We start from the raw sequence: 13,885 nt of genomic DNA, 5'->3' as shown, positions 1-13,885 counted from the left end.
GGAAGCATGCACATTATCACCCGAGCAATGGCTAAAATAAATGGTATAATTAGCTGATTCGCAAAATGATTTTTATTCGTTAGGGAGACCACTTCGTCATGAAACCAATTGAACAAATGAACGTCGCAGAGTGGCACGCACTGTTTAAATCTCGTACCGAGTCTCTGTCTGACCTTACTCGAAATGCCGCATATGTACACAGCGCAATTACAGCAATTAATCAGATAAAGCCTAAGCTTTCTTCTGCACAAAATAATCTATTCGAGCTGCATGCTCATCTTCATATTCTGATGCTGCTGCTTAATCTTATTCCCGATCAAAAGGGACATTCCGGCTCCTTTATCGGCTTCCATACTCATGCTGCTATTGCTGATGTACAGCTTGCTATTGCTGAGCTCATGCAAAAAAAATCCGATCCTGCCGAGGAGCCCGACTATTGGCAGTGCCTAGAAGAAACATTAGCCTTTTTGCGCAGGCTCATGCTGGCGGAATCAGGATCAAAGACGTATTTCTCCGATCCTTATTTTTGGTTATGGCAATACTGGATTATCCCTAACCATAACGATATGAGCCTATGTCTAGAAGAGCTGCAGCAATTGAATGCCGCATCTTTAAAGCCTGGCTCAGCGCTCTCCCGCTACCCTTTGCTGCTTGCCGAGGTGTGGATGAACTTCTTCTTACAACGCGACGAAGAGGCGTGGAGCAAACTAAAGGAAATAAGCAGCGGTAACGAGCTTCGTCCAGGTGACTTATTTCATGTCTTAACCATGATGTCTGAAAAAGAGCAATGGCAGCGGTTATCCAATTGGTTAGTGGAAACGAAGCCGTATATAGAGAAAAGCCGAATTAACGCCTTGGAAATCTTTTATAGCTACTGGGACGGGGTAATTGAACATATTCCAGATGCGGAGCAGCTGATGTGGGCGCCTCTCATTCAATCGCTTCCTTACGCTAGTTCTATTTACGAAGGAAAACTGCTCCATCATGCCAAATGGCAGCAATGGATCGATTATCAGCTCAGCACGGGAACCGAGCCGCTTGACTATCGCGTTGGAGTGTTCGCCCCTATTGAGAAACATGCGCCGGAGCTGCTGCTGCCCTTTTATCATCAGGCTGTGGAAAGATATGTGCTGCTCAAAAATAGGCCTGGYTACAAAACTGCTGTGAAGCTGCTCAAACGGCTGGCTAAGCTGTACAAGAAAAGGAAAGACGAGGAGCGCTGGGAAACGTTTATTGCAGCGTTCGCTTCTAACCATAGCCGCCTTCGTGCGCTTCAGGAAGAGCTTCGGAGGGGAAAACTTATACCATGAGCAAGTTTACAAAAACAATTACAGTATACGCTAGTTTAACGACACATGGTGATGCTCTCCTATACGGAATGAGCGACATGAGCGACTTCCTGCCCGGTGTCAGCTTGAAGCACAGCTTGTTCGCCTGGCATACGCCTTCCTTTTACGGCACAGAACTCGAAGTACAGCAGGTTGAAGGACTAGAGCTTGTTTTGCTTCCAGCCGAGCAGGTTATTCCTTTTTTTGCGGAAAACATGTTGCTTGAGCATGTGGAATGGATATGGGAAGAGCAAGCCGGAATGCTTGTTGCGCTCGCCCCCTTGTTAGCAGCTGAAATAACTGCGCATCGCTTTATACCAAGCTTCTCAGCCTTCCGTACAGGAAAGCTCCAATGGAGCTGGGATAATGCTGCAATAAACGAACAAATTCAGAGCATGATCAGGAAAACGCAAACAGACGATAGCTTTAAGACGGGATTGCTTGCTGCTTTTTCTGCTGCTGTATTTGACGCTTATTATGGCACAGAAACGACTGCTGCTGATTTGCGCAGGGAATACCCGCTCCTCTTTGCCAAGGATGGCATAACCGCTGGACTTGATGCACAGGCATGGCTGATCGCCATTGGCTGGAAAGCCGATCAAGCTCCATTTCGGCCAATGCTTCAGCTTGTCGAGCCCGTTGCTGTGGATGACCCGTGGCAGCTTAAGCTTATTTTGCAGGACAAGCTCGATCAAGCGGTTATTGTACCCGTTAAATTGTCTGATACAGGCGAAGCTTACGGCTCGTGGCCTGCTTCTTGGTCGCCTTCTATTCATGAGCGTTCCTCAGGCTGGTTGGAGCGTCTGCGTGCTTGCCTGCCAACAAACCTACTAGCGGGCAATCGTGACGATATTTTAAACGTCCCCTTGAAAAATGATGCCGCTTGGCGGTTCCTTGCCGTAGATAGCCCCCGTTTATTAGACGCGGGCTGGCAGGTACTGCTTCCCGCTTGGTGGGAAACCGCCAGCCGTAAGAAACCACGCCTTCGCGCTAAGGTCAGCACGAGTAAACGAGAAGAGGGCTCCGGTGAATCATTATTTGGACTGGATACACTAATCGAATTCGATTGGCGCATTGCCATTGGAGACACCGACCTGATTGAATCCGAGTTTAATGAGCTTGTTGCCCGGAATGAGCGGCTCGTTCGCTTCCGAGGACAGTGGGTTTCGCTTGATCCCGCCTTGCTCGCGCAAATTCGCAAAGCGATGTCGGGCATTGACCGCGCCGAAGGTTTATCGTTTCAAGATGTTCTTCAGCTGCATCTTTTGGGAAGCGGCAACGAGCAAGGGGATGATCAGCCTGAGCAAGAAAACGAAGCAGAGCAAGAGCATCGTATTGAGATGGAAGTTGAGCTGAACGAGCATTTGATGACGCTGGTCAGCCAGCTAAACCAACGAACCGAATGGCCTATGCTTGCTGTTCCTGCCGGGCTGCGTGCCGAGCTTCGACCTTATCAGCAGGAAGGTTACGCTTGGTTGTCCTTTTTACGACGATTCGGACTTGGCGCATGCTTGGCCGACGACATGGGTCTTGGCAAGACGGTTCAGCTTATCGCCTACTTGCTCAATCTCAAGGAGAGCGCAGCAGAGTCGGAGCAGCACATGCCATCGCTCATCATTTGCCCAACCTCTGTTCTGGGCAACTGGCAGAAGGAGATAAGCCGCTTTGCACCCTCGCTGCGCGTCATGCTTCATTACGGAAGCAAACGCCTCGTAGGAGAACATTTCCTTGAGGAAATGCGAAGCGCCGATGTCATACTAACTTCATTCGCCACCGCTACACTTGATCAGGACATGCTGAAGGATATTACCTTTGCAGCGATTTGCTTGGATGAGGCACAAAATATAAAGAACGCACAAACGAAACAATCCGCAGCCGTTCGCAGCTTTACTGCGAAGCATCGTATCGCTTTGACGGGCACGCCGATCGAGAATCGTTTATCGGAGCTGTGGTCCATCTATGATTTCATGAATCCGGGGTTTCTGGGGAGTGCACATGGTTTCCAGCACCGCTTCAGCAATCCTATTGAAAAGGAACGCAATGTTCAGCGCACCGCAGACTTGCAGAAGCTAGTTAAGCCATTCATGCTGCGGCGCAAGAAGAAGGACCCCGCGATCCAGCTTGATTTGCCGGACAAAAACGAAATGAAAACGTATATTCATCTCACAGCCGAGCAAGGCGCGCTTTATAATCAAACCGTTAATCAGCTTATGGATCGCATGCAAAAGCTTGAAGGCATCGAACGTAAAGGCGCCATTTTATCGTCCATTATGCAGCTGAAGCAGCTATGCGATCATCCGATGCTGCTAACAAAAGAACCTTTGGTGGACAGCTCTGCGCCCGCTGGCGAGCAAATGGATACAGAGCGGATCATAAGCCGATCGGCTAAGCTTGAGCGGCTGCTCGCTATGGTGAGAGAACTGCGAGATGAAGGCGAACGCTGCCTTATTTTCACGCAATACCTCGGTATGGGGGAAATGCTTCAAAGCGTGCTGCAGCAGGAGCTGCAGRAGCCGATATTATATTTGAATGGCAGCACCTCCAAGCTGGCGCGGGACCGCATGATTGAGCGGTTCCAATCGCAACAATTGCCGCCGGAAGAGCAGCCTAATGTGTTCATTCTGTCGATTAAGGCTGGCGGCGTAGGGCTTAACCTGACCGCTGCTAATCATGTATTCCATTTTGACCGTTGGTGGAATCCTGCTGTGGAGAACCAAGCAACCGACCGCGCGTACCGCATGGGTCAAACGCGTGACGTTCAGGTTCATAAATTTATCTCGCTTGGCACGCTGGAGGAACGCATCGATGAGATGCTCGAAAATAAGCAGCAGCTCAGCGAAAATGTCATCTCCAGCTCTGAGGGCTGGATCACGGAGCTGYCAACCGATGAGCTGAAGGAGCTCTTCACTTTGCGTCAGGATTGGAGCGATTCATAAGGGACTCTTTTCCTTTTGACTTGCCGTGAAATAGCCCTTTGTGCTACACTGATGCTAATTTAAATGAACGGAGGGTTACGTGTGATAGACTATATCCGAGTTAGGTCTTTGCGCAGCTGCTAATTGAATAGCGCCAAAGCTCTGCCTGTGTGCAGGGGACTCAGGATAGGTCTGCCCATTTTGAAGGTAACCCATATAAACAGAATACGTCGACTCTTGTAGGGAGCATCCCGACTCGCGTATTCGCCTTTAGAGCGGAATTTCCATACGTTTATTTCAGCGTATATGGAAGGCCATCAATCCATATTGATAAGGAATACTCGATTCCTTTTGGATATTTTTACTGATACCCGCTTACCTATAACGGTGAACACAGGCAGAGCTGCCTGTGTTTTTTATTTTTTAAATAACCGTTAAAAGGATGATGAATAATGGAACAACCAAAACAAAAGGCGATTATCGTCGGAGTTCAGCTTCAAAATCAAACCGACTTTGAATACTCCATGGAGGAGCTTCGCAATCTAGCTTCCGCTTGTTATATCGAGGTCGTTGATGAGCTAAGCCAAAAGGCAGCACGCATTAACCCGTCTCACTATATTGGGACTGGAAAGATCCAAGAGCTGCTGGCCCTGCTCGAAGCGCATGACGCGCATGTCGTTATTTTCAACGATGAGCTCTCCCACTCTCAAATTCGTAATTTGGAAGCCGCTTTGGAGCGGACGGTTATTGACCGAACGATTCTCATTCTGGATATTTTTGCGGAGCGCGCCAAAACAAGAGAAGCCCAGCTGCAAGTCGAAGTCGCACGGCTTCAATATATGCTTCCTAGGCTTGTTGGACTTCGCGCATCCTTGGGGCGGCAAGGCGGCGGAGCTGGTCTCAAGAATAGAGGCGCCGGTGAAACGAAGCTGGAGCTGGATCGCAGACGTATCGAAGAGCGCATCACCGCTTTGCAAGCCGAGCTTGAGAAGCTGGTAGCCCGCCGTCAAATTCAGCGAAAGCAGCGGCAGAAGAACGAGGTGCCTGTCGTCTGTCTCGTCGGTTATACGAATACGGGGAAATCCAGCTTGATGAATGCTTTGCTTGAGAAATATAATCCAGAGACAACCAAGCAGGTATTTGCCAAGGATATGCTTTTTGCAACGCTTGAGACCTCGGTTCGCAGTATTGATTTGCCTGACAACAAATCATTCCTGCTAACAGATACGGTCGGCTTCGTAAGCCAGCTTCCCCATCACCTGGTGAAGGCCTTCCGCTCAACTTTAGAGGAAGTAACTGAAGCTGATTTGCTCGTACATGTCGTCGACTACGCCCATGACGATTATGAGCAGCTTGTTGCGGTTACGAATGAGACGTTAAAGGAGCTGGGGGCTTACAATCTCCCAACGATTTATGCTTACAATAAATGTGATCTGACGGAGCATCCTTATCCGGAAGTACGTGATAACAACGTCTACCTATCCGCCAAAAAGAATATTGGACTAAATGAGCTTATTCAGCTTATTCGCGATCATGTCTTCGACGACTATATGGAATGCGAGCTGTTGATTCCGTTCAACCAAGGGCGCTTGGTTGCTTACTTTAACGAGCATGCGCATGTGCATGCAACGGACTACGAAGCAGAAGGTACTCGGATGAAGCTGGAATGCCGGGTATCTGATTTTGAAAGGTACYGGAATGAAGTAACAGTGCTTTAAGCTATAATAGTTGTTTAAAAGGTTAATTAAAGACCTTTTGAGCTAATACTGAAAAAGTCGTCGTTTTGTCGCTAAATGCAACATGACAACGACTTTTTTAATGCTCTTCTGAACGGGTCGGCATCTTACTGCTTCCCCGTTAATTGGAACGATAGACATATGGATCATTGGGAGTCTCGATTGGCTTCCAGTCGGTCACCTTTAGAACAGGAATTGTTTGCTTAAAGGGCTGATAAAGCTCCCACGTCAGTTTCCCGTTTACATGCACCCAATCATCATCTTTAATTTGCGTGTTTTTCGGAAATTCGACAAGCATGCCAAAAACGCCTGAATCTGCAACACAATGAATGAAGCCAAACCGGAAAACAAAATAATGGTTGCCGTCCACCTGTTGTCCTTTGTAGGCGAACCCATCGAACCCGATTGATTTGCCCATAAATGCCTCTGGAGTATTGTAGATGACTTCCATGCCTTTCAAATAATCTGCGTCCGTCAAAATGATTTCATCCCGATTTATAAATTGCTCTAGTTCTTTATTTTTGACATTAACATAATCGTCCTTGGCGTAAAAAACGCTAGAATCTGGCTTCAGGAACTGGTGGGCGCCAGGATTATTTTGGATGTTTTCGTCAAAGCTCGGGAAGGAAAAGCCTTTTGCCTTTACGAAGCTTGAATCAAGCGCATATGCAGGCAGGAACAGCCCTGTAAAGATTGGCACAAATAAAATGAAGCAGCTGATAAATCGTTTTAGCCTCGTATCGTTGCCGTGGTTGTGGCCATGATCATGATGATGATTGTGTTGATGAGTGTGATCATCATGTGCTTCATGACGGCATTCCAACTCTTCTGCATGTCCCCCTGCGGCAAGCGCCGCCTCCTTTTTCTCCTCGGCAATCTGCTGGCGTGAGACGCGAACAAATTCAAAGATGCTTAGCAGACCCATAATAACGACGGCACTGATAGAGAGATAAGCATATTTCATATTGATATATTTATTAATATCTCCCGTATAATGCAGCATAAAAAACATAAAAGAAAATCCGAACAATATAACGAAACGAATCACCCGAATAACCTCCCTACAAGCAACGATCCTACCAGCGTAAACAACGTTACAAGTGCAATTAAAACGACGACAAATTTACTGCGGTATGTTCCGAGAAGCATAAGCGTGTTTTTAATATCGATCATCGGTCCAAAAACAAGAAAAGCCGATAGTGAGCCTACCGTAAATGTACTTCTGAAGGAAGCTGCGATGAAGGCATCCGCCTCCGAACAAAGTGAAATAAGGAAAGCTAGAGCAATCATCACTAATGAAGAAGTGATCGGATTGCTTCCTAAATGAAGTAAATAATAGGTCGGTACAAATGTCTGCATGCATGCAGCGATAAATGCACCAAGCACTAAATATTTGCCGACGGAGAAAAACTCTTCAATCGCGTGCACGACTACCTCATAAAGCTTCTTACCGGATGAAACGCGGGAAACAGCAGGTATTTCCAAGCCAGGCTCCATAGCCGCGGCAGCTTGTTCGTCTTGCATGCGGAACGGATGCTTCTTGAACATAAACGACAGGATAATCGATACGGAGAACGCTACCGCGATAGCAAGCCCAGCCCGAATCCCAACCATCTCCCAGTCATTACCAAAAGCGATATAGGTGGAGAATAAAACAATGGGATTAATAATTGGTCCAGTAAGCATAAATGCAATTCCGGCATGCAGCGGCATGCCCTTGTTTATTAATCTTCGCGTAATGGGGACAATCCCGCATTCACAGGAAGGAAAAAAGATACCGATTCCGCAACCAAACGCGGTAGCCAGATAACGGTTGCGCGGCATGATGCGTGTGAGCCATCCTTCCTTCACAAAAGTTTGAATCAATCCAGAAATAAGAACACCGACTAAGACAAACGGAATAGCTTCCATCACCATGCTAATAAAAATCGTATTTAATTGATATAAGGTCGTCAAGCTTGCTCCTCCTGCGTTTACTTCATTTTCCAAATGCATATGGTATTTTCCTTTTGCCTCTGTATATGGTTGTAAACCACTCGCAACCTGTATGTCAAGCCTGCCGAAGTCAGTTATTGAATTGACATAAAAAAGACTGATGATCGCTCACCAGCCGACTTAACTATTCTATAATCTTTTATCACTGCGATCCCTTATGAGACAGCACCTGCTCGTAGATATTGACAGACTAATTGCTGCGATCCTGCGGGTGAGGCTCGACTGCAAGCATTGCCGCCTTTGCGTTCGCTTCAACCTGAGCCGGGTCCTTGCAGCCCGGAATGACAGCCGTTACGGCAGGATGCTTCAAGCACCAAGCAAGCGCCCAGCTCGCCATATCGACACCTTGCGGCACCTCTTCACGCTGAATGTGTTCTACTTCCAGCAGCTTAAGCCGCGTGTTCTCTTTATCATGCCTGTGGCGTACATCAGTATCACCGAATACGGCCCCTGGCTTATATTTGCCGCTCAAATAGCCGCTCGCCAGCGGAACACGTGCAAGCACGCCCAAATCCTGCTGCTCGCATGCTGGAAATACTCTTTCCTCCGGTTGACGGTCGAGTCGATTATATACAACCTGAATGACGCGAGAGTTCACCTTTGTTGATGCTTCTGTCTGATGCAGATTGTCATTGCTGCCGATAGACGTCCCAAGAAAACGGATTTTCCCGGCTGCAATTTGCTTATCCAGAGTGGTCCACAGCACATCATTATCAAATGCTTGGTCTGGTCCTGAGTGGAACTGGTACAGGTCAATATAGTCCGTCTTTAGCGCCTTCAGTGAAGCATCAAGCTGAGCTACAACACCTTCGGCGTCAAATACGTCGGTACGCGTGAAGCGCTCGTGGAAATGATGGCCAAACTTTGTTGCTATGATCCAATCCTCGCGGTTGCGGCGGCTGATATAATCTCCAATGAGTGACTCTGAGAGGTGATCGCCGTAACATTCAGCGGTATCAATCAGATTGATGCCAAGCTCACGCCCTTTATCGAGAATCAAATCGACTTCGTTCTGCGAATACTCTCGGCCCCATTCTCCTCCAAACTGCCAGGTTCCGATGCCGATTACCGACACATTTAGTTCTGTGCTTCCGAGTCTTCTATACTTCAAGATCAACACTCCTTCTAAATGATGTAGCCTGTCCTTTTCATTTTAACATTTTAAACCATGAGTAAGAAATAGCATGCTTCCGTATTCTGTGCTACAATACTGAAATTGCTATGGCAATTTTATTAGGGAGGTTTACTAAATCACCATGCTTATTATTGGTATCGCTGGCGGCACCGGTTCGGGAAAAACTACGGTTGCACGCTCTGTCATTGAACGTCTTGGATCGGAAAAAGTAACTTTCATATCTCAGGATAACTACTATAAAACCTATTCGCATCTCAGCATGGCTGAACGTGAATTGATCAATTATGATCACCCTCTCTCTTTTGATATCGAGCTGCTCGCTCAAGATCTGCTGCTTCTAAAAGAAGGGAAAACCGTTTACGCGCCAGTCTATGACTTCGCCGCTTATGCTCCATCCACAACAGAAACGGTAGAGCTTAAGCCGAATAATATCGTAATATTGGAAGGTCTTCATCTGCTCGCTGAAGAAAGCATTCGGAAGCTGCTCGACATCAAAGTATTCGTCGATACGGACCCCGATGTGCGTATTCTCCGTCGTGTGCTTCGGGATATTGAGGAGCGCGGCCGGACGATCCAGTCCGTTCATGACCAGTACTTGAAGACGGTTAAGCCGATGCACGAGGCTTTTATCGAGCCATCCAAAAAATATGCCGATCTAATCATTCCCGAAGGCGGACACAATGAGGTCGGTATCCAGTTGCTGTCCATACTGACTGAAAAATATATGACAGATCACGAGCCGCCGATTCTCGGTTAATTGCGCTCTAAACATAGGAAAAGGGCAGTCCCTCCGGTCATCTCAGACCATGAGGGACTGCCCCTTTTTTAGCAAATGTAAGTTTAAAGTGCCATTCGGCAGCTTCTCAGCAGCAATAAGACTACTTTCTAGATCTATTTTTGCGAGCAACCATTAAACAATCGAGTTTGTTTGGCTTCCGCGCTCATGATGCTTGTTTGCGAAGAACAGCACCGAAGCCGTCAGGCATAAACAGAACAGAATCAAATAAAGAAATGGCGCTCCAAAATAATCGACCACCGCGCCGCCCATTGCATTGCCGACAATGCCGCCAAGTCCCCAGGTTACAGCCGCATATACCGTTTGCAGAGTCGCTTTCGTGCCCTCAGTCGCATAGCTTTGTACGATTTCAACAGCTGTGCCCGCGACAAAAGCGAACGCGATCCCATTTAGCAGTTGAACCGCCAGCGTCAATGTAACGTTGTCGAAGAAAAACATCGCAAAATATTGGATGCCATAGATCAAAGCCGCGACGCACAGCAGCTGGTATCTGCCTATTCGCTTGCTTAGCTTCGTCGCCACCCAGAACATCGGCACCTCAATAATAGCGGCTATCGCAAATGCACTGCCGATCCAGCTCTTATCAAAGCCCATTTCCTTAAAGTATAATGGCAAAAAATTCATATTAATCGATGCAGACATCATCATCAGCATGCTTGTAGCGACAAAGATCATAAACGGCTTATTGCGAACAACCTCGCCCATTTGGCCGAATAACGTCACATTTCTACGAGTAACCTTCGTTGCTGGAAGCAGCATGAGCGCCAAGCAGACGGTTAAACTCACAATAAGATAATAAATAAAGATATCGTTGTAGCCGTATTTTTCGTATAAAATGCCTGTAGCAAAGGTACCTATCGCATAACTTAAAGCTCCCCATAACCTGACGCTGCCAAAGGAAAAACCTTTTTTGCTGGCGATTTCTACAGACATCGCGTCGCCTATCGGCCCGCCAGAGGATTGAAACCATGCAAAGAAAATAGACAAGAAGAGAATCCCCGCAAGTCCCTCCATGAGCTGAAATCCAAGACCGAGGATCGGAGCAATGATGACGCAGATCATGATAATTTTGCGCGGATTGTTAATTCGGTCATTAATCATGCCCATCACGGGCTGGGCAATGACGCTGACCAGAGCCCATAAAGACAGGATGAGACCAACCGTTGTATGGCTAAAGCCGCGATCACTGAAATATAGACTGGTGTAAGGCATAACGACAGAAATGGCCAGATACCATAAAAAATAATAGGTTGCTAATGACTTCACCGGGTACGTACCTTCTCTCTACAGCTCTTCCTTAATCTCCGATTGCCAGCTGAGCTGCCTGCACATCTCATGCATATTGCGAATATCCCGCCTTGCTTCAATGCGGGTTAACCCTAATTCCTTCGCAGTCTTAGCAGCCCACCGAAGCAAATACACGAGCGTATCCGCTTGCGCTTCCTTAGCCGCAAAGTCGAGTAGTACAAGCGTATCTTCTACGACACCAGCGCGTACAAAACCCCAATAGGAGCCTTCAAACTGCCATATGTGGAACAGCTCACGATTCTCTATAACACCGAATTCATGAATTGGATTCTCCAAATGCTCAAGCCATTCCAGCTCGGAATTGAATTGAAGCGTATATTGTGGAACGTTCCATGCTATGGTCTGAGCAGCTAGCGCAGACAGCTCCTCTTTATTTGCAAAGGGAGCCCAGCCCTCCGAAGGATAATCCAGCTCAGACGGAACCTCAACCGTTATTTTCCAATGCTTGTAGCCTACTTCTAACCCTGCTGACTCGAGCATTTCGGGAATACCGACGCATCGTAGTCCTCTTTGCTTAGCGGTTTGGATAAGTGCTCTTAAAGCCTCCGGAGTGCCTGTCGCAATATCATTGCTATGCATGACGACAATCGTCCCTTTATCTAGAACGGGTTCGACTTTTGCAATTATATCTTCCGAAGAAACGCCCCGCCAATCTCCTGAATCGACGCCTTCAATGTCCCGGTAGCCGCCCCATTCATCCAGCCAATCCAAGTTTTCTTCGCGGAAAGAACAATAAGGAAAACGCATAAAAGTTGGGCAAGCAAGGCCTGTCGCATCCTGATAAGCCAGCTCGGTCAGCTTAAGCTGCTCCAAAAATACAGCCTTAGGCACCTCTGCCATTCTGCGATGATGATACGTATGCGGAGCGAGCAAATGACCGCGCGAAAGTATTTCTCTAGCTTTATCCGGATATCTATCTATCCACTCGCCCGTAAAAAAGAAGGTGCCAATCGCTTCTTCTTCCTCTAGAACAGAAAGCCAAAGTTCAAGTGGTAGATGTGAAGGCCCGTCATCAAACGTAAATGCACATATCGGCTGGTCGTTATTTCCCTTCCAAAACGCTTCAATTGTCATGTGATAACCCCTATTCTCTTGTTAGTTTCCTGTATTATAGTTGAGAATAAAAAAATGTTCCAATACTCTCCTCTCCTTATCTAATACAATCCTACTGTCTTACAAAAAAAACTCGTCCTGCTTAAAAAGCAAAAACGAGTTTCCTTCTATCTGCTCTATTGAACAGATAAAAGTATGCCAAAAAACGGGAATAAGACAGCTATGCAAGCAAAGGCAGCAAACATGCTGCGTTTCTCTTTTTTATAGCTGGGAAATAATAAGGCCAGTGCTGCAATTCCAATAACAATCATGCTGATATATACCAAATTCCAGTTCCACTGCAGCGACACGTCTTGCAAATCGCCATGCAAAAAAGTAAATAACGGAGATGGAGAAGGCTGTTCGAACTCCCCTTCATGAGGCGGCTCCTGTACACCCATGTAGGCGGTTGTGATGAGGATGACTAGTGCAAGTAACGTTTCCGCTCGAAGCCACCATTGCAATCTACTTTTATGCCGACCATTATCTGTAATTTTTGATAGAAACCCATTCATAAAGCCTAGAAGAACAAGCGGCAAGAAAACAAGATGCTTAAGTAGAAGCGCTTGTCCATAATTGATTCCCCATGAGTTGATATAACCATCGACTAGGAGAAACATCATCACAATACCAGCCGCTACAATAAGGACGATGCTGCTGATCGACATTGGCGTAAACCATCGTACAAACGCCTTCCAGTTCCATTCCCCATTTGTAAACCAAGCAACAATAAGAAGCGTGCCAAGCCAAAGAGAAACTGCAGCGACATGAACGGATTGTGAAAGTACGCCCCAGAAAGGCGAGAAGCCTGCCGGATGGCTGGCCCAGCCATGAGCTAGAATACTGGCACACCATAAGAGTGCTAGAACCCATTTGGTCATTTTACCCTGCATGCCTTTAAACTGTGTGATCATGTACATCACGGTACATATAATGAGATTCCAAACCCATGCATTGCCGTACGAATAATCTTTTACAACTATTAATAAAACCTGAATAAAGGGCATGTCCTGCGCAAAATCGCGTAAAACAAGCGCTGATCGAAGAATCGACATAAATGAAAACAGCGGGATTGCCAATAAAGCATATTGAAATAAATCAGTGATGTTCTTTAATTGCGGTTTGGACTTCTCTGGAATGAATTGAAGCAATAGATAACCGCCGGTCAAAGCAAAGGACAAATAAAGCAGCGTTTCAAACAAATAAATGTACAATATGATCAACTCCAAGCACAGGGTTCAACTCAAAAGCCATCATATCATAAATAAAAACAAATGAATGCATGCTCATATGATATTTGTTTGAAAAATAGGAATGCCCGCACTCGAGTACGTCTTCCATAAACGAACAGCTCCTTCCTCGGAAGAGAAAAGAGCTGCCAGCTGCTATTGGATTATTCAAATATTAGCTTATTTAACCGCCCCAGCCGTAATCCCGCTTGCGATTTGCCTTTGAAAAATAATATAAATAATAAGAACCGGAATAATGGTGATCAACAGCGCTGCGAACAAGGGACCCCACTCTGTACGATACTGCATCTCGGCTTGCATAACGCCAATTTCCACCGGCAGCGTATACTG

10 protein-coding genes and 1 pseudogene are annotated in these 13,885 nt (G+C 46.7%); 4 read left to right on the top strand and 7 right to left on the bottom strand.

Annotated features, from left to right (window positions below; all coding sequences use genetic code 11):
• Positions 1–98: 98 nt before the first annotated feature.
• From AB4Z17_RS07770 to hflX, 3 genes are all read left to right on the top strand, one after another.
• Complete coding sequence (locus AB4Z17_RS07770) at positions 99–1,310, top strand: SWIM zinc finger family protein (RefSeq protein WP_441959082.1); 1,212 nt, start codon at positions 99–101, stop codon at positions 1,308–1,310.
• Positions 1,307–4,264, top strand: a complete 2,958-nt coding sequence (locus AB4Z17_RS07765) for a DEAD/DEAH box helicase (protein WP_441959081.1) — start codon at positions 1,307–1,309, stop codon at positions 4,262–4,264. Before AB4Z17_RS07770 ends, AB4Z17_RS07765 begins: the two co-directional genes overlap by 4 nt.
• Before the next feature lie 431 nt (positions 4,265–4,695).
• On the top strand, positions 4,696–5,961 hold the full coding sequence (hflX, locus tag AB4Z17_RS07760; protein WP_441959079.1) for a GTPase HflX: 1,266 nt from the start codon (positions 4,696–4,698) through the stop codon (positions 5,959–5,961).
• Between the two features lie 139 nt (positions 5,962–6,100).
• On the opposite strand, the gene AB4Z17_RS07755 is transcribed toward hflX, so the two are convergent.
• From AB4Z17_RS07755 to AB4Z17_RS07745, 3 genes are all read right to left on the bottom strand, one after another.
• Positions 6,101–7,027 (bottom strand): TIGR03943 family putative permease subunit, encoded by a 927-nt coding sequence (locus AB4Z17_RS07755; protein ID WP_441959077.1) that lies wholly within the window; start codon positions 7,025–7,027, stop codon positions 6,101–6,103.
• Complete coding sequence (locus AB4Z17_RS07750) at positions 7,024–7,935, bottom strand: permease (protein WP_441959075.1); 912 nt, start codon at positions 7,933–7,935, stop codon at positions 7,024–7,026. The genes AB4Z17_RS07755 and AB4Z17_RS07750 overlap by 4 nt, the downstream gene beginning before the upstream one ends.
• A gap of 229 nt (positions 7,936–8,164) precedes the next feature.
• Positions 8,165–9,085, bottom strand: a complete 921-nt coding sequence (locus AB4Z17_RS07745; protein WP_441959073.1) for an aldo/keto reductase — start codon at positions 9,083–9,085, stop codon at positions 8,165–8,167.
• A gap of 145 nt (positions 9,086–9,230) precedes the next feature.
• On the opposite strand from AB4Z17_RS07745, the gene udk reads away from it, so the two are divergent.
• The gene (gene udk / locus AB4Z17_RS07740; RefSeq protein WP_441959071.1) at positions 9,231–9,866 is read left to right on the top strand and encodes a uridine kinase; all 636 of its coding nucleotides are present in this window, start codon (positions 9,231–9,233) and stop codon (positions 9,864–9,866) included.
• Between the two features lie 153 nt (positions 9,867–10,019).
• Here udk and AB4Z17_RS07735 read toward each other — a convergent pair whose 3' ends face one another.
• The 4 genes and pseudogenes from AB4Z17_RS07735 to AB4Z17_RS07720 all read right to left on the bottom strand — a co-directional run.
• Entirely contained in the window at positions 10,020–11,171 is a 1,152-nt protein-coding gene (locus AB4Z17_RS07735; RefSeq protein WP_441912400.1) for an MFS transporter, read from the bottom strand.
• Between the two features lie 18 nt (positions 11,172–11,189).
• Positions 11,190–12,287: a polysaccharide deacetylase family protein gene (locus AB4Z17_RS07730; protein ID WP_441959069.1), complete on the bottom strand. Its 1,098-nt coding sequence runs from the start codon at positions 12,285–12,287 to the stop codon at positions 11,190–11,192.
• 155 nt (positions 12,288–12,442) lie between these two features.
• Positions 12,443–13,519, bottom strand: coding sequence for a copper resistance D family protein (locus AB4Z17_RS07725; RefSeq protein WP_076268587.1), 1,077 nt, complete (start codon positions 13,517–13,519; stop codon positions 12,443–12,445).
• Positions 13,520–13,714: 195 nt separating this feature from the next.
• Positions 13,715–13,885 (bottom strand): annotated as a pseudogene (locus tag AB4Z17_RS07720) (carbohydrate ABC transporter permease); the annotation flags it as partial.

The organism is Paenibacillus sp. TAF43_2 (assembly GCF_052113545.1).
Taxonomy (GTDB): Bacteria; Bacillota; Bacilli; order Paenibacillales; family Paenibacillaceae; genus Pristimantibacillus.
This window is presented reverse-complemented; position numbering and strand designations above follow the sequence as displayed.